Here is a 23,074-nt window from a genome sequence, read left to right on the forward strand (position 1 = left end):
GGAGCCTTGGTTTGGTTTTTGCATTTTCCCGGTATCAGCGCTTAGTTCTCGCGCACGCCTTGCTCCAAAAGGGGTCCAGATGACCATAAGCGACGCAATCCACCGTTTGCTGCTCGACAACCTGACCACCGCGACCATCCTGCTCGACGCGCAATTGCGCCTTGAGTACATGAATCCGGCGGCGGAGATGCTGCTGGCCGTCAGCGGCCAGCGCAGCCATGGCCAGTTCATCAGCGAGCTGTTCACCGAATCCCCCGAGGCGCTCAATTCCCTGCGCCAGGCGGTCGAGCAAGCGCACCCGTTTACCAAGCGCGAAGCGATGCTGACCGCGCTCACTGGCCAGACGCTGACCGTGGATTACGCGGTAACGCCCATCCTCAGCAACGGCGAGACCCTGCTTTTGCTGGAAGTCCATCCGCGTGACCGCTTGCTGCGGATCACCAAGGAAGAGGCGCAGCTGTCCAAGCAGGAAACCAGCAAGATGCTGGTGCGCGGCCTCGCCCACGAAATCAAGAACCCGCTCGGCGGCATTCGTGGCGCGGCGCAGTTGCTGGCCCGCGAACTGCCGGAAGACAGCCTGCGCGATTACACCAACGTGATCATTGAAGAGGCCGATCGCCTGCGCAATCTGGTCGACCGCATGCTCGGCTCCAACAAGCTGCCGTCGCTGGCGATGTGCAACGTTCACGAAGTGCTCGAACGCGTCTGCCAACTGGTCGAGGCCGAAAGCCAGGGCTGCATCACCTTGGTGCGCGACTACGACCCGAGCATTCCTGACGTGTTGATCGACCGCGAGCAAATGATCCAGGCCGTATTGAACATCGTGCGCAACGCGATGCAGGCGATCAGCAGCCAGAACGAGCTGCGTCTGGGCCGCATCAGCCTGCGCACCCGCGCCATGCGCCAGTTCACCATCGGCCACATCCGCCATCGCCTGGTAACCAAGATCGAGATCATCGACAACGGCCCGGGCATCCCGACGGAGCTGCAGGAAACCATTTTCTTTCCGATGGTCAGCGGACGCCCGGACGGTACCGGGCTGGGGCTGGCCATTACCCAGAACATCATCAGTCAGCATCAGGGTCTGATCGAGTGTGAGAGCCATCCAGGCCACACCACGTTTTCGATCTTCCTGCCACTGGAACAAGGAGCCACATCGACATGAGCCGTAGTGAAACCGTGTGGATCGTCGATGACGACCGTTCTATCCGTTGGGTTCTGGAAAAGGCCTTGCAGCAGGAAGGCATGACCACCCAGAGCTTCGACAGCGCCGACGGCGTGATGAGTCGCCTGGCGCGGCAGCAGCCGGACGTGATCATTTCCGACATCCGCATGCCCGGGGCCAGCGGTCTGGACCTGTTGGCGCGGATTCGCGAACAGCACCCGCGGTTGCCGGTCATCATCATGACCGCTCACTCCGATCTGGACAGCGCGGTCGCCTCGTATCAGGGCGGCGCGTTTGAATATCTGCCGAAGCCGTTCGACGTCGACGAGGCCGTTTCGCTGGTCAAGCGAGCCAATCAGCACGCTCAGGAACAGCAAGGCCTGGAAGTCGTGCCGGCACTGACCCGCACCCCGGAAATCATCGGCGAAGCGCCGGCGATGCAGGAAGTGTTTCGCGCCATCGGCCGCCTGAGCCATTCCAACATCACCGTGCTGATCAACGGCGAATCCGGTACCGGTAAAGAACTGGTCGCCCACGCCCTGCACCGCCACAGCCCCCGCGCGGCGTCGCCATTCATTGCGCTGAACATGGCAGCGATCCCCAAGGATCTGATGGAGTCGGAGCTGTTCGGCCATGAAAAAGGCGCGTTCACTGGCGCGGCGAATTTGCGTCGCGGCCGCTTCGAACAGGCGGACGGCGGCACGCTGTTTCTCGATGAAATCGGCGACATGCCGGCTGATACCCAGACGCGTCTGTTGCGCGTGCTGGCCGACGGCGAATTCTATCGGGTGGGCGGGCATGTGCCGGTCAAGGTTGACGTGCGCATCATCGCCGCGACGCACCAGAATCTGGAAACCCTGGTGCATGCCGGAAAATTCCGTGAGGACTTGTTCCACCGCCTCAATGTGATCCGCATCCACATCCCGCGCCTGTCGGATCGTCGCGAAGACATCCCGACCCTGGCCAAACACTTCCTCAGCCGCGCCGCCCAGGAACTGGCAGTCGAGCCGAAGCTGCTGAAAAGCGAGACCGAGGAATACCTGAAAAACCTGCCATGGCCGGGCAACGTGCGTCAGCTGGAGAACACCTGCCGCTGGATCACGGTGATGGCCTCCGGGCGCGAAGTGCACATCAGCGATTTGCCGCCAGAACTGCTGAATCTTCCGCAGGATTCGGCACCAGTGACCAACTGGGAGCAGGCGCTGCGTCAGTGGGCAGACCAGGCGCTGGCGCGTGGTCAGTCGAGTTTGCTCGACAGCGCCGTGCCGGCGTTCGAGCGAATCATGATCGAAACGGCTTTGAAACATACCGCCGGCCGCCGCCGTGATGCTGCGGTGCTGCTGGGTTGGGGACGTAACACCCTGACGCGCAAGATCAAGGAATTGGGGATGAAGGTTGATGGTGGGGATGATGATGAGGGGGATGAGGGTTAACGATTAAGGCTTGTCGTGTACTCAGGATCGGTCCCCCTCACCCCAGCCCTCTCCCCAAGGGGAAGAGGGGAAAGGGAGCCGATCTCGGGTGGTTTCGAGGCTTGAGTTCGGCTCGGTATCCCAGGTCGGCGTAACTTGACCGGGCAACTCGGTCAGTCCCCTCTCCCTCCGGGAGAGGGTTAGGTGAGGGCCGCCGTGCACCGCATCAATGCACAATGACCCGAGATCGCGCATAGCGACATCGCCTCGCTCTCGATTGAAAAAGCTGCAAGCCTCACAAGCCGTACCCGCGAAAGCCCCGAATTCCGGGGCTTTCGTATTTCTGTTCAAGCTTTTTGTTACAGCAGATGTAAACCTGGCACGCCCCCTGCAATACCCTTCACAGGTGATTCGATTCACCACCCGTTTCGGGGACCTTGGTACAGGCAGGCCGGGGATTCCCCTCTTTACACCGGGCGCACGCTGCATCGCGATGCGTCCACCCTTTTGGGATCCTTGGTACAGGCAGGCCGGGGGTTCCCTCTTTACACCGGACCGACGCTCACAGCGAAGTCCGCCTCTTTTGGGAACCCTGATACAGGCAGGTCAGGGATTCCCGCTTTTATTCCTCGCGTCCAGCTCCGAGGCTCAATTGAGCTTCGGATGTTTGGGCAAATGATGTGGCGGCTGATGCTGCCACGTGTGGTCGAACTTCTTCATTTCATCCTCCAGCTTGTCCAGCATGTTTCCTGGGCTGGGCTCGGTAACCGCGATGTTCCGCAAAACTTCCTGTTCGCTGAGATCGGAGTCTTTGAAATGCTCAAGAAACGACCAGACCCGACGCTGCAGAATCGAGCGTTCGACCTGAAACTCGGGCGTGAGAACCAGATCTCTGATTTTTTCCATCATTGCCATGGTGCTCTGGTTGGTTAACGTGGCCCAAAGCGCACGTTTCGCAGCGTGTTGCGCCTGTGGGACATTGTGCATCCAGTGCTCGATCCCCACATCATTGGTATTTCTTGCCAGCCAGAAATCCGTGCCTGTCCGCCGCCGTGCAGCAATGAGCCGCCGAAGAGAGGCGGGGTCGGATATCAGCGTGTATTTCAGGTCGAAACCATTTCTGAGTTCAACGGTTTCAGGTATTGACGTGATTCCGGTATAGACCAGATCCAGACGTGTCCTGGGAATGTCGGATGTAACACCTTCCGGGAAGCTTCTGATATGGGTCCGGCTGAGATCGACCTCCAGCAACGCTGTCATTCCCCGCAGTGACGGTGTCGCGGCAAGTTGGCTTTCCGATAGGTCCAATATCTCCAGTCGCGACGGGCCGTTCTGCGAACCAAGCCCGAGCGGCGGCGCGGAAATGCGAGTCCAGGCAAGATTCAAAACCCGCAATTCGGACATTTGCGTCACATCAGGCGCATCTGTCAGTTCAGGATTATGGTAAAGATCGAGCACTTGTAAACGTGACGCCGCAGGCATGTCGCCGAGTCCTGCAGGCAATCGGAGCAAATCACAGGAACGTGCGCGCAGGACACGCAGGTTGGTCAATCCTCGCACCGAAAGATGCGGCCAGATACTGCAATTGGTCAGGCTCAATTCCTGCAATTGGCTCAAACGAGTGAAGTGCTCCTGCCCGGCTCACGGCAGCCAGAGGACGGTTTGGCGTATCTCCAGGACCCGCAATGCGCCGAGCTTATCAAGCTCGGCAACCAGCCCATTGTTCTTCCCGCTGAGCCTGTGTACCTCAAGGGTTTCGATGTGAGAAAAACTCGAGAACAATTTTCCCAGATTGTTCGACGTGGTCCCCTCCAGTCGAAGAGCAACCACAGAGCTGATTCGCGTGGCGAAAACCGGCAGCGCCAGGTTTCCCCGGCGCCCGAAGTTCAGATCCAGCCTGAAACCGACCAGCCGTCCGTCATGGAAGACCTTTTGCGAATCATCTCCCTGCCATTTGTACAGCCGACGCATACGAGCACCAATATTCTGCCGCCGACTGCGCTCGGCGCTGTCGCTGCCCTTATAGGCGCTCTCCCACTGGTTAATCTCGCGGTCCAGGTATGGAAACTCCAGATGCAGTCGCTTGAGTTCTGCCTCTGCCACTGTTGCCTCACCAAAACGCGCAATGAAGTCATCGGCATGCTGATCGGTTGCATCGGCGAAGTAGCGTTTGACCTGTGCCCGCGTGGCTGCAACGACCGGCGGCTGGGCTGCCGAGGAGCCGGGGTTGTCGAGCCAGGGTCGATGAAGATTAAGCGGATTGGCCGGGGCCGGATCATTGCGATCCATGCCTCCTCTCAATCCAGTCAGGATGGAAACCCAAGTGCCGTGCTCGTTGCGCACGATGGCTCGGGTTTCACCGCTGCGACCGGCGCGGTAGATATTGGCGCTGTCGATGGCGACGGGATCCCTGGGATTAACCAGGCGCCAGACTTTGAGCACAGGGCTGGAAGCGTCCAGATCCTGCATCACTTGACAGGCATACTCACGGATGACCACATAGCGCCTGCCATCATGGCGAAACAGCCCGTCGCTACCGGGCTCTACGCCGCTGAAATCGAGTCCGGTGCGAAAACTTCGCAGACTGGCAGCGGTCAGTGGAACGGTTTGCGCATTGAAGTCATTGTGCGGATGCCAGATGCCGCTCTCGGTATCACGCACCAGCAAGGGACCTGAGGGCGTCAATTCGCTTGCCAGTCGAGCGCGGCACAGCCCTGTATCCGGCTCTATTGCGACAAGCACGACACCACCATCCGGTACATCCACATATTGACGATTTCTGTACAGCCTGAACCCTTCAGCGTCGGCTTTCGGCAGCTCGGCGGCAGACTTTATCCAGTAGTTTTGCAGTGCGCTGGAGATGACCGGCAGGTTTTCAGCGCCAAGCGGCGACGATCGAACCGTCACGCTGGGCGCCGGCAGGATTGCATCAGGATCGTTATCGTCGGGTAACGAACTACGTCGCTTCGGATCAGCGTCACGAGCCAATGGCTCCGCGCCTTTGTGACCCGGATGGGGATTGTGCCGGGCATCCGCGTCGGATATCCGGTTCGGCTGGAGGTGCACATCGACCTCCACCGGGGTACTGCCACCGCGAGGTGGTTTGACTGGCATACTGTTCATCCTTGAAAAAACGCGCCGTGCATTTGTGCAAGGCGCGAGCGGGTTCGGCATCCTGCCGGTATCATCAAGCGCAGCATTCTGAATCGAGGCGTTTATTGCGGCCCAGGCTTCGGACGCTTGGGCAGATGATGCAGGGGCTGGTTCTGTCGCCCACTGTCGTAGACGCGTATTTCCTCTTCCAGCTTGTCCAGCATTCTTCCTGGGCTCGGTTCCTCAGCCAGAATCCGATTCAGTCGCGACTGCTCGTCTACATCAGCCTTGTGGTATATCTCGAGAAACGACCAGACGCGCCGCTGCAAAATCGGCCGTTCAACGTAAAACTCCGGCGTACGGCTCAGCTTCTTCAGACTGCTTGAAAGATGTCTAACGCTGCCCCAGAGCTTTAGCTTTCGATCCAATTGCTCTTCCGGGACATGTTGCAGCCAAAGATCGACCGACACATCATGACTCTCTGTTCCCAGCCAAATGTCGGTACCTGTCTGGATACGTGCACGTATCAGCCGACGAAGGGAGGCCGGATCAGTTATTGGATTGCCGATGAGATTGAAACCGGCTCTGAGCTCAACGGATGCCGGGATCGCTGCGATTCGATTGTTCGCCAGATTCAATACTTTCTCCGGAATCATCGAGGTAATGCCCTCTGGAAATCCTTTTAGCCACATGTTGGAAAGATCCAGTTCCTGCAGCGCAGTCATAGCTTTGACTGAGGGTCCGGCAAATAGCGCATTATCACCCAGCTTCAAGACTTCCAGCTTCGACAGTCCATTGCCGGCATCAAGCCCGGAAGGGAGACGGTGTATTCCAGTGCGAGTCAGATCCAACACACGTAACTCGGTCATGCCGGACAAGTCCAGTTCCACTTGCGAATAATCAGCCAAGTGTTGCACCGGTTCCCCGGGCGCCACGGACCTGCATACTCGTTCATCACTTTGACCCGTGTATCAACCAACCTCAACACCTGCAGTTTGCTCAAGCCCCTCAACGAAAAATCTGCCGGCACGTCGCAATTCTGCAGATTCAGCTCCCGTAACCGGGGAAGCCTTGTCAACTGCTCTGCAAAGCTTGAATCCATACTGAATCTTGATTGAGCGGCCTGGAACGTGAACAACCCGCCCCCGGCACTACGTCTGGTTATCGCCTGGCTTGTTATCGACAGACTTTCGATGTTGGGAAACTGCCTGAAAAAAACCGCTGCATCCAGCGGCGCGTGCCCCTTCAAAGCGAGAGAAACGACTGCGCTGAATCTCAACGAAAGCAGCTTGTCGACCGGCCATAACGTGAGATCGATATCCAGCTTGTAACCTGACAGTCGCCCGTCGCTATAGACTCGCTGATCAGGCTCGCCGTGCCACTTGTACACTTGCCGCAGCTTGCCCCACATATCCAATGCCTGCTGCATCTCCCCGTCATAGCTCATGCGAGGCTCGTGGTACGGGATGCTGATGTGTTCGTTGTCCAGCTGAGGCGAACCACGCTGGATACGCTGGAGTTCGGCATCCGCCACATCCTTGTCATCAAACCGGGCGATAAAAGCGTCCGCATCGAGATCGCTTGCTTGCGAAAGATACTTTTTGATCTGCGCGCGCGTGGATGGCTCAACCAACTGGCGCGGATACCAATGACCGCTGGCGACGTCGCGTAGCAATACCGGGCCCGATGGCAGCAATTCGCTCGGGCGCCGAGCGCGATATAAACCGGTGGCGGGATCCGCAGCGACAAGAACCAGATCGCCATTGGCCAGGTCAGCATACGTGCGGCGGCTGATCACCCGCAGACCGTCTTCATTGATTTGCGGAAGGATCGCCCGGGCATTGGTGGCGTAATCGTCCAGCGACGGCAGGGGGCGGGACGATGAACTTCAACGGCATTTGCGTGGACTACAACCGCCGCAACAGCGCGAACGTCATCCAGACTTGAGGCGCCGGATGATCCGGTCTGCGGCTGCAAAGGATCGTGAGCCATGCCTGTATCGACGTTTCTGCGCCCAGCCAGGCCGGGCTGAAAGTTATCCGCGTCGGTGGAGCGCGAACTGCCGGGGACATCTGCGTGGCTACCGCCACCGCGAGGTGGTTTGACTGGCATATTTTTCTTCCTTGAAAAGTCGCTCTGCGTTCATGCGAGAGGCGAAGGTTTCGGCATCCTGCCGTTTGAAAGCGTGAACAATAGCGCGAGCCGGTGTTCGTTGGAGACGGGAAAGTGAGACGCTTGCAGTGGGAAATGACGCCATAAGGCGTCGGAGTGAACACCGAGAAAAGGTCATTCGCTAGGGCTCGCTCAAGCGGATCTCCAGCCGCCAGCGGTCGTCGACTTCGCTGCCGACCCACTCGCCTTTCAGCGGCCGTGCCGCCAGCACTGTCAGCAGCAAACCACCATCGCTCTTGCGGGTGCGCCAGTTGACGTCCCGGCCATTGAGCTTGAGCTGGCCTTTTTGCGAGGGGCCTACAGCCTGAAACAGCAGCGCCACGCTACCGTCGATGATCTCGCCGTACAGCTTCGGTTCGTTGTTGAACCACACCACCAGGCCGCCATCGGTGACCTCGACCTTTTGCAACTCGCTGGGGTCCGGCGTGGTCAGGCGACCGATCATCAAGCCGACCATCAGGCCGACAATCGCCAATGAGCCGATCACCCGCGGGAATAGTTTCGAACGGTTGTCCACAGGCGGCGTAGAATGCCGCTCATCTTTACCTTCGGAGCCGTGCATGTTTCACGTCATCCTTTTTCAACCAGAAATTCCGCCGAATACCGGCAACGTTATCAGGCTGTGCGCCAACAGCGGCTGCCACCTGCATTTGATCGAACCGCTGGGCTTCGAGATGGACGACAAGCGCCTGCGTCGCGCCGGACTCGACTACCACGAATATGCCACGCTGCAGCGCCATGCGGACCTCGCCACTTGTCTGGAAAGCCTCGGCAATCCGCGCTTGTTCGCCTTTACCACCAAGGGCTCGCGGCCGTTTCACGACGCGGCGTTCGTGCCGGGCGATGCGTTTATCTTCGGCCCGGAAAGCCGTGGCTTGCCGCCGGAAGTCCTCGACGCATTGCCGTCGGAACAGCGCCTGCGCCTGCCGATGCGCGAAGGCTGCCGCAGCCTGAATCTGTCCAACACCGTCGCGGTCGCCGTGTACGAAGCCTGGCGCCAGAACGACTTCAAGTAACACCACACCTGATCATTCCCACGCTCTGCGTGGGAATGCAGCCGTGACGCTCCGCGTCACTGGACGCGGAGCGTCACAAGAGGCATTCCCACGCGGAGCGCAGGAACGATCAGCCAAGAAAAAAGCGCCTGTTACGGCGCTTTTTTCGTTGCAGCTCAGACCGTTTATTGAACGGTTGGCGTCTCGCCGCTTTCCTGCATGCGCTGCAGCTCTTGCGCGTACAGGGCGTCGAAGTTCACCGGAGCCAGCATCAGTGCCGGGAACGAACCACGGGTCACCAGGCTGTCCAGGGTTTCGCGCGCGTACGGGAACAGGATGTTAGGGCAGAACGCACCCAGGGTGTGGCTCATCGAAGCGGCGTCGAGGTTCTTGATCAGGAAGATACCGGCCTGCTGCACTTCAGCGATGAAGGCCACTTCCTCACCGTTTTTCACGGTCACGGACAGGGTCAGCACGACTTCGAAGAAATCGCCTTCCAGTGCTTTCTGACGAGTGTTCAAATCCAGCGCGACCGCCGGGTCCCACTGCTGGCGGAAGATCGCCGGGCTTTTCGGGGCTTCGAAGGACAGGTCGCGTACGTAGATGCGCTGCAAGGAGAATTGCGGTGCGGTTTCTTCTTCGCTGGCTGCAGTGTTCTGTTGGTCAGTCATCTCAGATCCTTATCGATCTTGGGTCTTTTAGGGAGTGCTGTACGTGGGTGCAGCCGTTCAGCCCTGGAGCAGCGCGTCGAGTTTGCCGGCGCGCTCCAGAGCATATAAATCATCACAACCGCCAATGTGCGTGCTGCCGATCCAGATCTGCGGCACGGACGTGCGTCCGGCCTTTTTGGTCATTTCGGCGCGCAGTTGCGGCTTGCCATCGACCTTGATCTCTTCGAAGGCCACGCCTTTGCTGGCGAGCAGATGCTTGGCGCGCGAGCAGTAAGGGCAGTAATCGCTGGAGTAGACGACGACGTGGCTCATATCATTTCACCAGTGGCAGGTTGTCGCCTTTCCAGCTGGAAATCCCACCGGACAGCTTGGCGGCGGTGAAGCCGGATTTCATCAGCTCGCGGGCATGAGTGCCAGCAGTCTGACCGAGGGCGTCGACCAGAATGATGGTCTTGGCCTTGTGTTTTTCCAGCTCGCCGGCACGGGCGGCCAGTTTGTCCTGGGGAATGTTCACCGCACCAACGATGTGGCCAGCAGCAAAATCCTTGGCCGGACGGATGTCTACCACCACGCCTGCATCTTTGTTGACCAGCGCGGTCAGCTCGCCGGTGCTCAGGCTTTTACCGCCGCCCTGCATCGTGTGCGCCAGCAGCAGCGCCAGCAATACGACGAAGATACCGACAAGAATGTAGTGGTTAGTGGCAAATTCAATCAGGTGAGCAACCATCGAAGGAGGTTCCAGGGCGTTAAAATGTCGGCCAGTATACACAGCCACTATGGTCGGCCAAACCCCGTCCGGCGGTGACGCGGTCGGAACTTCGCTTTAAACTCCAACTCCGTTTTGCATCGCCCTCTTCTTTATTAGCCACGAGTGGATTCCATGACGACTACGCCTAAACCTTTGGTCCTGATGATTCTCGACGGCTTCGGTCACAGCGACAGCCCCGAATCGAACGCCGTGTTCGCGGCGAAAAAGCCTGTTCTTGATCGCCTCTGGGCCACGGTGCCGAACGGCTTGATCTCGGGCAGCGGCATGGACGTCGGTCTGCCGGACGGGCAGATGGGCAACTCCGAAGTCGGCCACATGAACCTGGGCGCCGGGCGCGTGGTGTATCAGGACTTCACCCGCGTGACCAAAGCGATCCGCGACGGCGAGTTCTTCGAGAACCCGACCATCTGCGCCGCAGTGGATAAAGCCGTGGCTGCGGGCAAGGCCGTGCATTTCATGGGCCTGCTGTCCGATGGCGGCGTGCACAGCCACCAGGATCACCTGATCGCCATGGCTGAACTGGCGTTCAAGCGCGGCGCGGAAAAAATCTACCTGCACGCTTTCCTCGACGGCCGTGACACGCCACCGAAAAGCGCTGCCTCGTCGATCGAACTGCTCGACGCGACTTTCCAGGCACTCGGCAAGGGCCGCATCGCCAGCATCATCGGCCGTTATTTCGCCATGGACCGTGACAACCGTTGGGATCGCGTCGCCCAGGCCTACAACCTGATCGTCGACGGCAACAGCGAATTCCACGCCGCCACCGCTCAGGAAGGTCTTGAAGCCGCCTATGCGCGCGGCGAGAGCGACGAATTCGTCAAAGCCACGACCATCGGTGAACCGGTCAAAGTCGAAGACGGCGACGCCGTGGTGTTCATGAACTTCCGTGCCGACCGCGCCCGCGAGCTGACTCGCGTGTTCGTCGAGGACGACTTCAAGGAATTCGAACGCGCCCGCCAGCCGAAACTGGCCGGTTTCGTCATGCTCACCCAATACGCGGCGAGCATTCCTGCACCGTCGGCCTTCGCCGCTGGCAGCCTGGAAAACGTGCTGGGCGACTATCTGGCGAAAAACGGCAAAACCCAGCTGCGCATCGCTGAAACCGAAAAATACGCGCACGTAACCTTTTTCTTCTCTGGCGGTCGTGAAGAACCGTTTCCGGGCGAAGAGCGCATCCTGATCCCGTCGCCGAAAGTCGCGACCTACGACCTGCAGCCGGAAATGAGCGCGCCAGAGGTGACCGACCGCATCGTCGATGCCATCGAAAACCAGCGCTACGACGTGATCGTGGTCAACTACGCCAACGGCGACATGGTCGGCCACAGCGGCGTGTTCGACGCAGCGGTCAAAGCGGTCGAATGCCTGGACACCTGCGTCGGGCGCATCGTTGAAGCCCTGGAAAAAGTCGGTGGCGAAGCGCTGATCACGGCTGACCACGGCAACGTCGAGCAGATGGCCGACGAATCCACCGGCCAGGCGCATACCGCACACACCACCGAGCCGGTGCCGTTCATTTACGTCGGCAAGCGCGATCTCAAGGTGCGTGAAGGCGGCGTACTGGCGGATGTAGCGCCGACCATGCTGATGCTGCTGGGCCTGGAAAAACCGGCAGAGATGACCGGTACCTCGATCCTGGTCTGATCCGAATCCGGAAAACACCGCAAAACCCTTGTAGGAGTGAGCCTGCTCGCGATAGCAATCCAACAGTCAACTATTCTGTCGGATATGACTATGCCATCGCGAGCAGGCTCACTCCTACCCGGGTGCGTGGTGTTTTTCAGGCCAGTTATCACACAGCCCCAATTGGGCGTTTTTTTTGCAGCCTCGGGCGGGCATACTAGGCCGTCCCTTACCCTGGTGCCGCCCGCCCCTATGCTTCGCGTCCTGATCGCCCTTGCTCTGACCTGTCTGCTCCAGCCGGCCTTCGCCGACGAGCGCGCGCAAACCCAACAACAGTTGGACGCCACGCGTCAGGATATCGCCGAGCTGAAAAAGCTCCTCGGCAAGCTGCAGGAAGAAAAATCCGGCGTGCAGAAAGAGCTCAAGGGCACCGAAACCGAGATGGGCAAGCTGCAGAAGCAGGTCGACGCCCTGCAGAAAGAGCTGCAGAAAAGCGAATCCGAGCTGCAGCGGCTCGATGCAGAGAAAAAAAAACTCCAGAGCGCGCGCACTGAACAGCAGCGACTGATCGCCATTCAGGCCCGAGCGGCCTATCAGAACGGCCGGCAGGAATACCTCAAGCTGCTGCTCAACCAGCAGAACCCCGAGAAATTCGCCCGCACCCTGACCTATTACGACTACCTGAGCCAGGCTCGCCTGGAACAGCTGAAGAACTTCAACGAAACCCTGCGCCAACTGGCCAATGTCGAAAAAGACATCGGTCTGCAGCAGGCGCAGTTGCTGGTACAGAAAAGCGATCTCGACACCCAGCGCGAAGCACTCGAGAAAGTGCGCAAGGAGCGCCAGCAGGTGCTCGCCAGGCTCAATGACGATGTGAAAGCGCGCGACCAGAAACTCGCCGCCCGCGAGCAGGATCAGGCAGACCTGTCTAAAGTCCTTAAAACCATTGAAGAAACCCTGGCCCGCCAGGCCCGTGAGGCAGAAGAAGCGCGACAGAAAGCGCTGATCGCCCAGCAGGAAGCGGAAAAAAAGCGCTTGCGTGAGGCGCAGGCTGATAACAGCGACGCCCCACGAAAACCCGCCAGACCAACCCCCGGCGCCCTGGTATCGAGCAGCGGCGAGACGTTTGGCGGGCCTTTTGCTGCAACCCGGGGAAAACTTCCATGGCCGGTTGATGGTCGATTACTCGCACGCTTCGGTGAAAGCCGCGGCGACGATGCCCGCACCAAGTGGGACGGCGTGATGATCAGCGCCTCCGCCGGCAGCCAGGTGCATGCCGTCCATGGCGGCCGCGTGGTGTTTGCCGACTGGCTGCGCGGTGCCGGCTTGCTGGTGATCCTCGATCACGGCAACGGTTTTCTGAGTCTGTACGGCCACAACCAGACGCTGCTCAAGTCGGCGGGTGATGTGGTCAAAGCGGGTGAGTCGATCTCCACTGTCGGTAACAGTGGCGGCCAGGACACACCCGCGCTGTATTTCGCAATTCGTCAGCAGGGTCACCCGAGTGATCCGGCGCAATGGTGTCGTGCGCAAGGATAAGCGCACCGCCTAATTCAGGAGTTCGTTCGACATGCTGCATTTGTCCCGCCTTACCTCGCTGGCCCTGACGATCGCCCTGGTGATCGGCGCGCCTCTGGCGTTCGCCGCGCAACCGGCCCCGACCGTCGCTCCGGCAGGCACTGCCGCGACCGCCAAGGCACCGCTGCCGCTGGAAGAGCTGCGCACCTTCGCCGAGGTCATGGACCGGATCAAAGCCGCGTACGTCGAACCTGTGGACGACAAGACCCTGCTGGAGAACGCGATCAAGGGCATGCTCAGCAACCTTGACCCGCACTCGGCCTATCTGGGCCCGGAAGATTTCACCGAACTGCAGGAAAGCACCAGCGGTGAATTCGGCGGTCTGGGCATCGAAGTCGGCGCCGAGGATGGTTTTATCAAGGTCGTCTCGCCGATCGATGACACTCCGGCGTCGAAGGCCGGTATTCAGGCCGGCGACTTCATCGTCAAGATCAACGGCCAGCCGACACGCGGCCAGACCATGACCGAAGCCGTCGACAAGATGCGCGGCAAAATCGGCCAGAAAATCACCCTGACACTGGTCCGCGATGGCGGCACGCCGTTCGACGTGACCCTGGCGCGTGCAGTGATTCAGGTGAAGAGCGTCAAGGCGCAGCTGCTGGAGTCGGGCTACGGCTACATTCGCATCACCCAGTTCCAGGTCAAGACCGGCGACGAAGTTTCCAAAGCACTGGCCAAGCTGCGCAAGGACAACGGCAAGAAGCTCAACGGCATCATTCTCGACCTGCGCAACAACCCGGGCGGCGTGCTGCAATCGGCGGTGGAAGTGGTCGACCACTTCATCACCAAAGGCCTGATCGTTTACACCAAGGGCCGCATCGCCAACTCCGAATTGCGCTTCTCGGCTACCGGCAAGGACGAAAGCGAAGCAGTGCCGATGGTCGTACTGATCAACGGCGGCAGCGCCTCGGCATCGGAGATCGTCGCCGGCGCCCTGCAGGATCAGAAACGCGCTGTGGTCATGGGCACCACCAGTTTCGGCAAAGGCTCGGTGCAGACCGTGCTGCCGCTGAACAACGACCGCGCACTGAAGATCACCACCGCGCTGTACTTCACACCGAATGGCCGTTCGATCCAGGCGCAGGGCATCGTGCCGGACATCGAAGTGCGCCGCGCGAAGATCACCAACGAAGCCGACAGCGAATACTTCAAGGAAGCCGATCTGCAGGGCCATCTGGGCAACGGCAACGGCGGCGCGGACAAACCGACCGGCTCTGGCGGCAAAGCCAAGGCCATGCCGCAGGATGACGATTACCAGTTGGCCCAGGCCCTGAGCCTGCTCAAAGGGCTGAGCATCACGTCCGGCCGTTGAGGATGTCGCTGCGTTTTCTGTTCGTTCTGCTGTGCTGTCTGGCGGGTGCTGTTCACGCAGAGCCCGCCAGCCCGGCACCGCACAAAGCCTACCTGACGCTGATCATCGATGACCTGGGGCAAAACCTGCCCCGGGACCGTCGCGTGCTCGCCCTGCCCGGCCCGGTGACCACCGCGATCATGCCGGACACCCCACACGCCACCGAGTTTGCCCGCGAGGCCCACCGCGCCGGCAAGATCGTCATCCTGCACATGCCGATGGACCCGGCCACCGGGCCGTATGCCTGGCACCCGGAACTGCCGATCGAAGAGCTCGAAAAACGCCTGAACGCCGCCTTCGAGAAAGTCCCGTTCACCGCCGGCATCAACAACCACATGGGCAGCCGCATGACCGCGCAGCCCGCCGCGATGGCGTGGTTGATGGGTGAATTGCAGCGCCGTCATAAATTCTTCGTCGACAGCCGCACCAGCGCCCAGACGGTCGCCGCGCAGCAGGCGCAGAAGATCGATCTGGCGAGTGTCTCGCGGGACGTATTCCTCGATGACGAACGCACGGAGGCGGCAATCGCCACGCAGTTGCACACGGCAATCAGCCTGGCGCACAAGCAGGGCTCAGCAGTGATGATCGGCCATCCGTATCCGCAAACCCTCGCGGTGCTCGAGCGTGAATTGCCGAAACTGAAGGCGCAGGGCATCGCCTGGATCGATATCCGGCAAATGATCAGCGTACGCAGCAACCGCGCCATGGCCGGCCATGGCAAGGACGGCGTTTACCGGTAAAACCTGTGACGTTGGCAAATACATAAATACCACCCGATAACCGTCCCCGTTTCCGATAGTGCGACCTGCAACAGGTCGCGACGCCCTTGCGTCGCCTTTCAACTATCAGGAGATGCAATGCCTACTCATGAGACTACCGCTTTGCCAACCAGGCAAACGCAACCCATCCGCAATGACAACTTGCTGATCAGCTTCACCACGGAGTTTCTGCGCATCTGGGATACCGCTGGTTCCCGAGCGAAACCGGCGGCCTTCTGGCGGCCCACGCCACCTGCCGATGTGCTGCCGGGTTATTTCCCGTTGGGCGACGTGGCAATTGATGACCATGACAACATTAATGACAGACATGCAGTGGCCGTGGTTTGCGAAGCGGCGACACCCAGTGCGGATCCCGCAAAAGGCAGCGCGCTGCGCCGGCCTGACGACTATGAACTGATCTGGCAAGACTCAGGTTCAGGTTCGAAAAAGGACGGGGCGATCTGGCGACCCATTCCTGCGCCAGGGTACGTAGCGCTCGGTTCGGTCTGCTCCGACGGTCGCGCAAAGCCTTCCTTGAATGCTGTGCGCTGCGTCCGCGCCGACCTCGTGATTGCTTCTGGCCTCAATGTACCGGTGTGGACAGACAAGGGCAGTGGAGCCCGGCAAAGCATCAGCACATGGAGTGCCATTCCGCCTTCGGCGCCTGCGGATGAAATCCATCTGGCACCAGGCACCTTCGTCGGCGTGAAGGGTTATTCCAAACCCGCCAATTTCAACCTTTATTCCCTGCGTATCCCGATTGTGATTGAGGCCAATGCGCGCCCCGCCGCGCCAGTCCTTGCCGATGTAACACCACCCACCCTGCAGACGCCCGAGCAACCTGCTTACAGCGCTCGACTGCCATGGTTCATCGTAAAAGACCCAAGGCTCAGCCGACGCCAACAGCTCGATCAGTCACCTGAGTATCTGCTACAGCGCACGGATCATTATCAGCTCGTTGGCCATTGCCACAACACGGAAAACAACAACAGGACTGTCCACTGGGTCGCACCCCGCCTGCAGCAAAACAACAGACTGCGCATGTTCAGCAACGCCACCTGGATCGAATTCGGCGCACAGTGGCAAAGCAACCTGTCGCGCCCCTTTATGTTTTCGGCGCGGTTGAACAATGATTTTACCCTGTGTGAAACGCACTCGAACGAATGGCTCAACCCGGCACCTATCGACGTCGCGGCTATCGTGGTCAGCAACAGCGCGATGGCGGTTTATCTGATTCAGAGTGACTATAGGCTGCTTCGCGCGGACGGCACGCAGATCGGCAGCGCCGTCCGCTACACCGATGGCAAGAACCTGCACTTCAGCGTCTACACACCACCGCAACCGAACGCGACAGTCCTGCCTGCCGAGGCCGCGCACCTGGAAAGCACAACAGTCGATCACGAAGCGGATAACGAAGTCACAGCGTTGCCAGCAAGCACAGAGCTGCCAGTGACTACAGATAGCGTCCCATGATCTCGTCGACAACACCGTCCTTGCGCATTTGATCAAGCGCAGCCTGCAACCTGGCAACGACTGTATCTGGCACATCCTTGTTCAGCGCCAGGTACAACTCGGCGCTGTTGAAGCGTAGCACGGTCTTCAGACCGGTCACGCCATCCTGCCGGGCCAGATAACGCCCGGCGGGATCACCGGTAGCCCACAGATCGATCTGCCCGTTGACCAGTTTTTTCGCATTATCCTGATCGCGCAGCACCACGATTGGCTTGAGACCTTGCTTGGCCAGGGTCTCGGCAATGGCATCGCCCTTGTAGGCGCCGATCCTGTATTTGCGCGCGTCTTCCAGTGTGGCGAGGGTGATCTTGCTGTCAGCCTTGGCCAGCAGAATCCAGTCGTCCGGCCCGATCGGACCGACCCATTTGAAGAGTTTTTCGCGATCCGGCAGACGCGCCATGACAAAGGCGCCGTAGCCGGGATTTTCCAGGGCAAGTTTGTACACCCGCTCCCAAGGGAAGCGCAGCGTGAGGCTGTAGGTGAGGCCGGCACGCTGGAACATTTCGCGCACGATATCGGTAGCGATGCCGCTGATATTCTCGCCCTGGGCGAAGTTCTTGCCGTTTTTCGCCATGTTGTACGGCGGGAAGTTTTCGGTGAGAAGCACCAGATCGGTGTCGGGAGCGTTTTCGGCGCGGGCGGTCTGGATGAGCAACATCGAGGCGCTGGCGAGAACGAGAAGCAGGCGTTTGATCATGTCGGGCTACCGGAATCCATGGCGTGCCCAAGAGTGCCTTGGGTGCGCCATGGTGTCCACTGGCCTGTACCTTTTTGCGTCGCGACTAGCGCATCACGATGCCGCGTTTGGCCATATACGCCTTGGCTTCCTGCACGGTGTACTCGCCGAAGTGAAAAATACTCGCCGCCAGCACGGCGCTGGCGTGGCCTTCGAGGATGCCGTCAGCCAGATGCTGCAGGTTGCCGACGCCGCCGGAAGCGATCACCGGAATGCCCAGCGCGTCACTGATTGCGCGGGTCACGCCGAGGTCGAAGCCGTTCTTCATGCCGTCCTGATCCATGCTGGTCAGGAGGATTTCACCGGCACCGAGGCCTTCCATTTTCTTCGCCCACTCGACCGCGTCGAGGCCGGTGGGCTTGCGCCCGCCGTGGGTGAAAATCTCCCAGCGCGGAGTTTCGCCGGGGCCGGAAACTTTCTTCGCGTCGATGGCGACGACGATGCACTGCGAGCCGAAATGCTGCGCCGCTTCACCGACGAATTCCGGGTTGAACACCGCTGCGGTGTTGATCGATACCTTGTCAGCACCGGCATTGAGCAGGTTGCGAATGTCCTGCACGGTGCGCACGCCACCGCCGACGGTCAGCGGGATGAACACCTGACTGGCCATGCGTTCGACGGTATGCAGCGTCGTGTCACGGCCATCGACGCTGGCGGTGATATCGAGAAAGGTAATCTCGTCGGCACCCTGCTCGTCGTAGCGACGGGCGATTTCCACCGGATCACCGGCGTCGCGGATGTTCTCGAACTTCACACCTTTGACGACCCGGCCGTTGTCCACGTCCAGGCAAGGGATGATGCGTTTGGCCAGCGCCATGGTCAGTCCTCAGCCTTGGTACGAATCGCAGAAAGCTTGCGCTTCAGCGACATCGAGTGTGCCTTCGTAGATCGCGCGGCCCGTGATCGCACCGATGATGCCCGGCGCCTTGGCGTCGAGCAGCGACTTGATATCACCCAGATTGTGGATACCGCCGGAGGCGATCACCGGGATCTTTGTCGCCGCAGCCAGCGCAGCGGTGAACGGTACGTTGCAGCCCTGCATCATGCCGTCTTTGGCGATGTCGGTATAAACGATCGACGACACGCCATCGGCTTCAAACTGCCTGGCCAGATCGATCACCTGCACGGTGCTGATTTCCGCCCAACCATCGGTGGCGACGAAACCGTCCTTGGCGTCGAGGCCGACGATGATCTTGCCCGGGAACGCGCGGCAGGCTTCAGCGACGAAGGCCGGATCTTTTACGGCTTTGGTGCCGATGATCACGTAGCTCACGCCGGCCTTGACGTAATGCTCGATGGTTTCCAGCGAACGGATGCCGCCGCCGATCTGGATCGGCAGGTTCGGGTAGCGCTTGGCGATCGCAGTGACCACTTCGCCATTGACCGGCTGGCCTTCGAAAGCGCCGTTCAGATCGACCAGATGCAGACGGCGGCAACCGCCCTCCACCCACTTGGCAGCCATGCTCACCGGGTCATCGGAGAACACCGTGGAATCTTCCATGCGGCCCTGGCGCAGACGTACGCAGGCGCCGTCTTTGAGATCGATAGCGGGAATAATCAGCATGCTTTTTCCTTCGTCAAAGAGCTGCAAGCTGCAAGCTATAAGCTGCAAGCACGCATGTATGGCTGTTTCTTGCAGCTGGTAGCTTGAAGCTTGCCGCTGCTCCTAATTTTTTTCGAGCGCCCACAGGTCGCTTTCGATGCTTTCAAACCGCTCTTTGAGGTGGGTCTGCACATCGAAAATCGCCCTGTTGTAATAGTGCGGAGCAATTTCGCGGGTAAACAGCTCAAGAATTTCCGCCGCTTCGAATGAACCCAGGTCCAGTTCGAAACGGTCTTCCATGAATCGCTGAATCTTGCGATTGGCCTCGCTCTCCTGTTCGGGAGTGAGGGTCAGAATCGGCGGCTTGGACTTCTTGACGGCCATTTACCAGCGACCGTCCCACGCGGCGAAGTTCTGCAGGAGCTGCAGGCCATGGGTATGGCTTTTCTCCGGGTGAAACTGCACGGCGAAACGCGAGCCATCGGCCAGCGCTGCGGCGAAATCGACACCGTAGTGACCGCCACCGACCACCTGCCGCGCGTTGGCGGCGGCGATGTAGTAGCTGTGCACGAAATAGAAACGCGCCATGTCCGGAATGTCATGCCACAGCGGGTGGCTGACTTTCTGCTTTACCTCGTTCCAGCCCATGTGCGGGACTTTCAGGTGCTCGCCGTCTTCATGCAGGTCTTTGCCGAAGAACTTCACCGCACCCGGAAACAGGCCGATGCAGTCGACGCCATCGTTCTCTTCGCTGGTATCGAGCAAGGCTTGCATGCCGACGCAGATGCCGAGGAACGGGCGATCCTGGCTGACTTCACGCACCAGCGAGTCGAAACCGAGGCGACGGATCTCCGCCATGCAATCGCGAATCGCGCCCACACCGGGAAACACCACGCGGTCGGCTTCGCGGATCACATTGGCATCGCTGGTGATCAGCACCTTGCCGGCGCCGACGTGCTCCAAGGCCTTGGCCACCGAGTGCAGGTTGCCCATGCCGTAGTCGATAACTGCAACCGTCTGCATTACAGCACGCCTTTGGTCGAAGGCATTTGCCCGGCCATGCGCTCGTCCAGCTCGACGGCCATGCGCAGCGCGCGGCCGAAAGCCTTGAACACGGTTTCGATCTGGTGGTGAGTGTTGGTGCCGCGCAGGTTGTCGATGTGCAGGCTGACCAGCGCGTGGTTGACGAAGCCCTGAAAGAATTCCTGGAACAGGTCAACATCGAAGCCGCCAACCGTGGCGCGGGTGTACGGCACGTGCATCTGCAGACCCGGGCGACCGGAGAAATCGATCACCACGCGCGACAGCGCCTCATCGAGCGGCACGTAGGCGTGGCCGTAGCGACGGATGCCCTTCTTGTCGCCGATGGCTTTGGCGAACGCCTGGCCGAGGGTGATACCGACGTCTTCCACCGTATGGTGGTCGTCGATATGCAGATCGCCCTTGCATTCGATATCCAGGTCGATCAACCCGTGACGGGCGATCTGATCCAGCATGTGCTCAAGAAAAGGGACACCGATATCGAATCGGGCCTTTCCGGTGCCATCAAGGTTGATCGAGGCTTTGATCTGGGTTTCCAGAGTGTCGCGCTCGACAGACGCCTTACGTTCGGCCATCACCAGCTCCGCAAAATCATTGGGCGAAAAAGGCAGCCATTATAGGCACGCAGGAGGCAAACAGAAACACGAGAGGTGAGATGGCTGACGGATAGAATGCCCGGTGGTCGCGGGTAGACATGTCCATACAAGCGAGAAGGGATGATGATCGCTCCCACGCTCTGCGTGGGAGTGCAGCCCCGGACGCTCCGCGTCCGCTTCAAATGTGACGCAGAGCGTCACGGGAAGCATTCCCACGCAGAGCGTGGGAACGATCAAATGTAAATGACCTTAGTGAAACAGTACCGCCGTCTTCTGCAGGGTTACCCACACACCCCACGCCAACGGAATACCGACCACCAGCCACGCAGCGATTGCCAGCGGCTTGCTGCCCGGTGCGGCTTTCCACTCAAGGACAGTGCTGCCATCAGCACCCTTGTCATGGCCCAGCGCCTGTTCGGCGGCCAGTTCGGCGTCGGTCATGAAGTACTTGTCGGCCACCGGGCGCACCATCAGGTTGCACAGGAAGCCCAGCACCAGCAGGCCGGCGAGGATGTACAAGGTGATGTCATACGCAGCGGCGCGTTCAACGCCGATGCTCAACTGATACTCACGCAGGTAGTTCACCAGCACCGGACCCAGCACGCCCGCGGCAGCCCAGGCAGTCAGCAGACGACCGTGGATCGCGCCGACCATTTGCGTACCGAACAAGTCGGCCAGATACGCCGGCACCGTGGCGAAACCACCGCCGTACATCGACAGGATGATGCAGAACGCGCCCACGAACAGCGCAACGTTGCCCAGATGCCCCATGTTCGGAATCAGCGCGTACAGGGCAAAACCCAAGGCGAAGAACACGAAGTAGGTGTTCTTGCGGCCCAGGTAGTCCGAGAACGAAGCCCAGAAGAACCGGCCACCAATGTTGAACAGGCTCAACAGACCGGTAAAACCGGCGGCAATCGCAGCGATCGAAGCCAGTTGACCCGCGTCAAGTTGACCGAACGGTACATCAACGCCCAGCAGCTTGCCGCCGAACACTTCCTGCAACAGTGGCGAAGCCATGCCGAGGATGCCGATACCCGCAGATACGTTCAGGCACAGCACCAGCCACACCAGACGGAATTGCGGGGTTTTCCACGCGACGTTCACGTGGACGTGACGGTTGGTGATCATCGCGTTCGAGGCTTTCTTCGCCGGCGCGGTCCAGCCTTCAGGCTTCCAGCCGGTTGGCGGCACGCGGTAGGACAGTGCGCCACCGATCATGAACACGAAGTAGATCGCAGCCATGGCCACAAAGCTCTGCCAAACGCCCACGCCTTCAGCCGAAGCAAAGTGGCTCATCAGCGCAGTGGCCAACGGTGCGCCGACCATCGCGCCGCCCCCGAAGCCCATGATCGCCATGCCGGTCGCCATGCCGCGCTTGTCCGGGAACCACTTGATCAGGGTCGACACTGGCGAGATATAGCCCAGGCCCAGACCGATACCGCCGATCACCCCGGAGCCGATCCACATCAGCCAGATCTGGTGGGTATAGATACCCAGCGCCGAGATCAACAGACCGCCGCACCAGCACAGTGCCGAAACAACGCCAGCTTTGCGTGGCCCGGCATGTTCCAGCCAGCCACCCCAGATCGCTGCCGAGCAGCCGAGGAAGATGAAGAACAGCGTGTAGATCCAGCCGAGCATGGAGATCGGCCAGTCGCAGTTCGAAGAAAATACCTGTGCGATGAAACTCATGTCCGGTGCGCAAGCCACCGGAGCGGTAACGCCCAGCGCCTTGGACAACGGCAACCAGAACACCGAAAAGCCGTAGGCCATGCCGATGCACAGGTGAATGGCCAAAGCGGCCGGTGGAACCAGCCAGCGGTTGAAACCGGGCTTGGCGATGATGCGTTCCTTGGACAGGAACGCAGGCTGGTCGGCGCGCAGGCCGTCCGCCGTGATGCTCGTGCTCATTGTGTATCCCCCAATTGTTAGTATGGTTCGCCAGCCACTGCTCACCCTCGGCCTTATGCACGCAGGCATGACCGTTTTTTTAGGTGAAGCTCCTTGAAGGCGCGACTTTAAGTCGCAGACGGGCGGACGAACTGGCGAAGGTTACCAT

General features: G+C 60.0%; 23 protein-coding genes. 8 read left to right on the forward strand and 15 right to left on the reverse strand.

Features of this window, described 5'->3' with window-relative positions:
- The first annotated feature begins 79 nt into the window (after positions 1-79).
- Both glnL and ntrC read left to right on the forward strand, forming a co-directional pair.
- On the forward strand, positions 80-1,165 hold the full coding sequence (gene glnL / locus M0746_RS23905) for a nitrogen regulation protein NR(II) (protein WP_208939104.1): 1,086 nt from the start codon (positions 80-82) through the stop codon (positions 1,163-1,165).
- Positions 1,162-2,598 carry a nitrogen regulation protein NR(I) gene (gene ntrC / locus M0746_RS23910; RefSeq protein ID WP_090280245.1) on the forward strand — a complete coding sequence of 479 codons (1,437 nt, stop codon included), beginning with the start codon at positions 1,162-1,164 and terminating at the stop codon, positions 2,596-2,598. The genes glnL and ntrC overlap by 4 nt, the downstream gene beginning before the upstream one ends.
- Positions 2,599-3,225: 627 nt before the next feature.
- Here ntrC and M0746_RS23915 read toward each other — a convergent pair.
- The 5 genes from M0746_RS23915 to M0746_RS23935 all read right to left on the reverse strand — a co-directional run bounded on the left by M0746_RS23915 (position 3,226) and on the right by M0746_RS23935 (position 8,404).
- Positions 3,226-4,194, reverse strand: coding sequence for a leucine-rich repeat domain-containing protein (locus tag M0746_RS23915; RefSeq protein ID WP_258450813.1), 969 nt, complete (start codon positions 4,192-4,194; stop codon positions 3,226-3,228).
- A gap of 24 nt (positions 4,195-4,218) precedes the next feature.
- Positions 4,219-5,691, reverse strand: a complete 1,473-nt coding sequence (locus M0746_RS23920; protein WP_258450814.1) for a hypothetical protein — start codon at positions 5,689-5,691, stop codon at positions 4,219-4,221.
- 101 nt (positions 5,692-5,792) lie between these two features.
- Positions 5,793-6,539, reverse strand: coding sequence for a hypothetical protein (locus M0746_RS23925; RefSeq protein ID WP_258450816.1), 747 nt, complete (start codon positions 6,537-6,539; stop codon positions 5,793-5,795).
- Positions 6,536-7,468, reverse strand: a complete 933-nt coding sequence (locus tag M0746_RS23930; protein ID WP_258450817.1) for a hypothetical protein — start codon at positions 7,466-7,468, stop codon at positions 6,536-6,538. The genes M0746_RS23925 and M0746_RS23930 overlap by 4 nt, the downstream gene beginning before the upstream one ends.
- 495 nt (positions 7,469-7,963) lie before the next feature.
- Complete coding sequence (locus M0746_RS23935) at positions 7,964-8,404, reverse strand: hypothetical protein (protein WP_258450819.1); 441 nt, start codon at positions 8,402-8,404, stop codon at positions 7,964-7,966.
- On the opposite strand from M0746_RS23935, the gene M0746_RS23940 reads away from it, so the two are divergent.
- Complete coding sequence (locus M0746_RS23940) at positions 8,403-8,858, forward strand: tRNA (cytidine(34)-2'-O)-methyltransferase (protein ID WP_208939107.1); 456 nt, start codon at positions 8,403-8,405, stop codon at positions 8,856-8,858. The genes M0746_RS23935 and M0746_RS23940 overlap by 2 nt on opposite strands.
- 164 nt (positions 8,859-9,022) lie before the next feature.
- Here M0746_RS23940 and secB read toward each other — a convergent pair whose 3' ends face one another.
- The 3 genes from secB to M0746_RS23955 are packed head-to-tail and all read right to left on the reverse strand — an operon-like array spanning position 9,023 to position 10,235.
- Entirely contained in the window at positions 9,023-9,508 is a 486-nt protein-coding gene (secB, locus tag M0746_RS23945) for a protein-export chaperone SecB (RefSeq protein ID WP_064117041.1), read from the reverse strand.
- 57 nt (positions 9,509-9,565) lie between these two features.
- A complete protein-coding gene (grxC, locus tag M0746_RS23950) occupies positions 9,566-9,820 on the reverse strand; it encodes a glutaredoxin 3 (RefSeq protein ID WP_258450821.1) in 255 nt (84 codons plus the stop codon).
- 1 nt (position 9,821) lies between these two features.
- Positions 9,822-10,235, reverse strand: a complete 414-nt coding sequence (locus tag M0746_RS23955) for a rhodanese-like domain-containing protein (RefSeq protein WP_208939109.1) — start codon at positions 10,233-10,235, stop codon at positions 9,822-9,824.
- Between the two features lie 153 nt (positions 10,236-10,388).
- On the opposite strand from M0746_RS23955, the gene gpmI reads away from it, so the two are divergent.
- The 5 genes from gpmI to M0746_RS23980 all read left to right on the forward strand — a co-directional run bounded on the left by gpmI (position 10,389) and on the right by M0746_RS23980 (position 17,057).
- On the forward strand, positions 10,389-11,918 hold the full coding sequence (gene gpmI, locus M0746_RS23960; protein WP_258450822.1) for a 2,3-bisphosphoglycerate-independent phosphoglycerate mutase: 1,530 nt from the start codon (positions 10,389-10,391) through the stop codon (positions 11,916-11,918).
- Between the two features lie 231 nt (positions 11,919-12,149).
- The gene (locus M0746_RS23965) at positions 12,150-13,436 is read left to right on the forward strand and encodes a murein hydrolase activator EnvC family protein (protein WP_208941156.1); all 1,287 of its coding nucleotides are present in this window, start codon (positions 12,150-12,152) and stop codon (positions 13,434-13,436) included.
- A 31-nt stretch (positions 13,437-13,467) separates the two neighbouring features.
- Positions 13,468-14,787 (forward strand): S41 family peptidase, encoded by a 1,320-nt coding sequence (locus tag M0746_RS23970; protein WP_093105959.1) that lies wholly within the window; start codon positions 13,468-13,470, stop codon positions 14,785-14,787.
- A 2-nt stretch (positions 14,788-14,789) separates the two neighbouring features.
- Positions 14,790-15,566: a divergent polysaccharide deacetylase family protein gene (locus M0746_RS23975; RefSeq protein ID WP_258450823.1), complete on the forward strand. Its 777-nt coding sequence runs from the start codon at positions 14,790-14,792 to the stop codon at positions 15,564-15,566.
- A gap of 117 nt (positions 15,567-15,683) precedes the next feature.
- Complete coding sequence (locus M0746_RS23980) at positions 15,684-17,057, forward strand: Vps62-related protein (RefSeq protein ID WP_258450824.1); 1,374 nt, start codon at positions 15,684-15,686, stop codon at positions 17,055-17,057.
- On the opposite strand, the gene M0746_RS23985 is transcribed toward M0746_RS23980, so the two are convergent.
- From M0746_RS23985 to M0746_RS24015, 7 genes are all read right to left on the reverse strand, one after another.
- Positions 17,038-17,793, reverse strand: coding sequence for a substrate-binding periplasmic protein (locus M0746_RS23985; RefSeq protein WP_258450826.1), 756 nt, complete (start codon positions 17,791-17,793; stop codon positions 17,038-17,040). The genes M0746_RS23980 and M0746_RS23985 overlap by 20 nt on opposite strands.
- Before the next feature lie 85 nt (positions 17,794-17,878).
- Positions 17,879-18,649: an imidazole glycerol phosphate synthase subunit HisF gene (gene hisF, locus M0746_RS23990; RefSeq protein WP_007909211.1), complete on the reverse strand. Its 771-nt coding sequence runs from the start codon at positions 18,647-18,649 to the stop codon at positions 17,879-17,881.
- A gap of 9 nt (positions 18,650-18,658) precedes the next feature.
- Positions 18,659-19,396 carry a 1-(5-phosphoribosyl)-5-[(5-phosphoribosylamino)methylideneamino]imidazole-4-carboxamide isomerase gene (gene hisA / locus M0746_RS23995; protein WP_041071396.1) on the reverse strand — a complete coding sequence of 246 codons (738 nt, stop codon included), beginning with the start codon at positions 19,394-19,396 and terminating at the stop codon, positions 18,659-18,661.
- 102 nt (positions 19,397-19,498) lie between these two features.
- Positions 19,499-19,759, reverse strand: coding sequence for a DUF2164 domain-containing protein (locus M0746_RS24000; protein WP_011332018.1), 261 nt, complete (start codon positions 19,757-19,759; stop codon positions 19,499-19,501).
- Positions 19,760-20,398 (reverse strand): imidazole glycerol phosphate synthase subunit HisH, encoded by a 639-nt coding sequence (gene hisH, locus M0746_RS24005; RefSeq protein ID WP_008080553.1) that lies wholly within the window; start codon positions 20,396-20,398, stop codon positions 19,760-19,762.
- Positions 20,398-20,991 carry an imidazoleglycerol-phosphate dehydratase HisB gene (gene hisB / locus M0746_RS24010; RefSeq protein WP_007909204.1) on the reverse strand — a complete coding sequence of 198 codons (594 nt, stop codon included), beginning with the start codon at positions 20,989-20,991 and terminating at the stop codon, positions 20,398-20,400. Before hisB ends, hisH begins: the two co-directional genes overlap by 1 nt.
- A gap of 270 nt (positions 20,992-21,261) precedes the next feature.
- The gene (locus M0746_RS24015) at positions 21,262-22,926 is read right to left on the reverse strand and encodes an OFA family MFS transporter (protein ID WP_208939116.1); all 1,665 of its coding nucleotides are present in this window, start codon (positions 22,924-22,926) and stop codon (positions 21,262-21,264) included.
- Positions 22,927-23,074: the final 148 nt, after the last annotated feature.

Origin of the sequence: Pseudomonas sp. S11P7 (genome assembly GCF_023195435.1) — a bacterium.
Lineage (GTDB): Bacteria > Pseudomonadota > Gammaproteobacteria > Pseudomonadales > Pseudomonadaceae > Aquipseudomonas > Aquipseudomonas fluorescens_G.

Bases quoted from the DNA above. Each gene is read 5' to 3' on its own strand.
- ntrC (WP_090280245.1), top strand. From the start codon at position 1,162: ATGAGCCGTAGTGAAACCGTGTGGATCGTCGATGACGACCGTTCTATC.
- glnL (WP_208939104.1), top strand. From the start codon at position 80: ATGACCATAAGCGACGCAATCCACCGTTTGCTGCTCGACAACCTGACC.
- hisF (WP_007909211.1), bottom strand. From the start codon at position 18,649: ATGGCGCTGGCCAAACGCATCATCCCTTGCCTGGACGTGGACAACGGC.
- M0746_RS23920 (WP_258450814.1), bottom strand. From the start codon at position 5,691: ATGCCAGTCAAACCACCTCGCGGTGGCAGTACCCCGGTGGAGGTCGAT.
- M0746_RS23985 (WP_258450826.1), bottom strand. From the start codon at position 17,793: ATGATCAAACGCCTGCTTCTCGTTCTCGCCAGCGCCTCGATGTTGCTC.
- hisA (WP_041071396.1), bottom strand. From the start codon at position 19,396: ATGCTGATTATTCCCGCTATCGATCTCAAAGACGGCGCCTGCGTACGT.
- M0746_RS23925 (WP_258450816.1), bottom strand. From the start codon at position 6,539: ATGACCGAGTTACGTGTGTTGGATCTGACTCGCACTGGAATACACCGT.
- grxC (WP_258450821.1), bottom strand. From the start codon at position 9,820: ATGAGCCACGTCGTCGTCTACTCCAGCGATTACTGCCCTTACTGCTCG.
- hisB (WP_007909204.1), bottom strand. From the start codon at position 20,991: ATGGCCGAACGTAAGGCGTCTGTCGAGCGCGACACTCTGGAAACCCAG.
- M0746_RS24000 (WP_011332018.1), bottom strand. From the start codon at position 19,759: ATGGCCGTCAAGAAGTCCAAGCCGCCGATTCTGACCCTCACTCCCGAA.
- M0746_RS23965 (WP_208941156.1), top strand. From the start codon at position 12,150: ATGCTTCGCGTCCTGATCGCCCTTGCTCTGACCTGTCTGCTCCAGCCG.
- M0746_RS23970 (WP_093105959.1), top strand. From the start codon at position 13,468: ATGCTGCATTTGTCCCGCCTTACCTCGCTGGCCCTGACGATCGCCCTG.
- M0746_RS24015 (WP_208939116.1), bottom strand. From the start codon at position 22,926: ATGAGCACGAGCATCACGGCGGACGGCCTGCGCGCCGACCAGCCTGCG.
- M0746_RS23980 (WP_258450824.1), top strand. From the start codon at position 15,684: ATGCCTACTCATGAGACTACCGCTTTGCCAACCAGGCAAACGCAACCC.
- M0746_RS23935 (WP_258450819.1), bottom strand. From the start codon at position 8,404: ATGCACGGCTCCGAAGGTAAAGATGAGCGGCATTCTACGCCGCCTGTG.
- gpmI (WP_258450822.1), top strand. From the start codon at position 10,389: ATGACGACTACGCCTAAACCTTTGGTCCTGATGATTCTCGACGGCTTC.
- hisH (WP_008080553.1), bottom strand. From the start codon at position 20,398: ATGCAGACGGTTGCAGTTATCGACTACGGCATGGGCAACCTGCACTCG.
- secB (WP_064117041.1), bottom strand. From the start codon at position 9,508: ATGACTGACCAACAGAACACTGCAGCCAGCGAAGAAGAAACCGCACCG.
- M0746_RS23940 (WP_208939107.1), top strand. From the start codon at position 8,403: ATGTTTCACGTCATCCTTTTTCAACCAGAAATTCCGCCGAATACCGGC.
- M0746_RS23975 (WP_258450823.1), top strand. From the start codon at position 14,790: ATGTCGCTGCGTTTTCTGTTCGTTCTGCTGTGCTGTCTGGCGGGTGCT.
- M0746_RS23955 (WP_208939109.1), bottom strand. From the start codon at position 10,235: ATGGTTGCTCACCTGATTGAATTTGCCACTAACCACTACATTCTTGTC.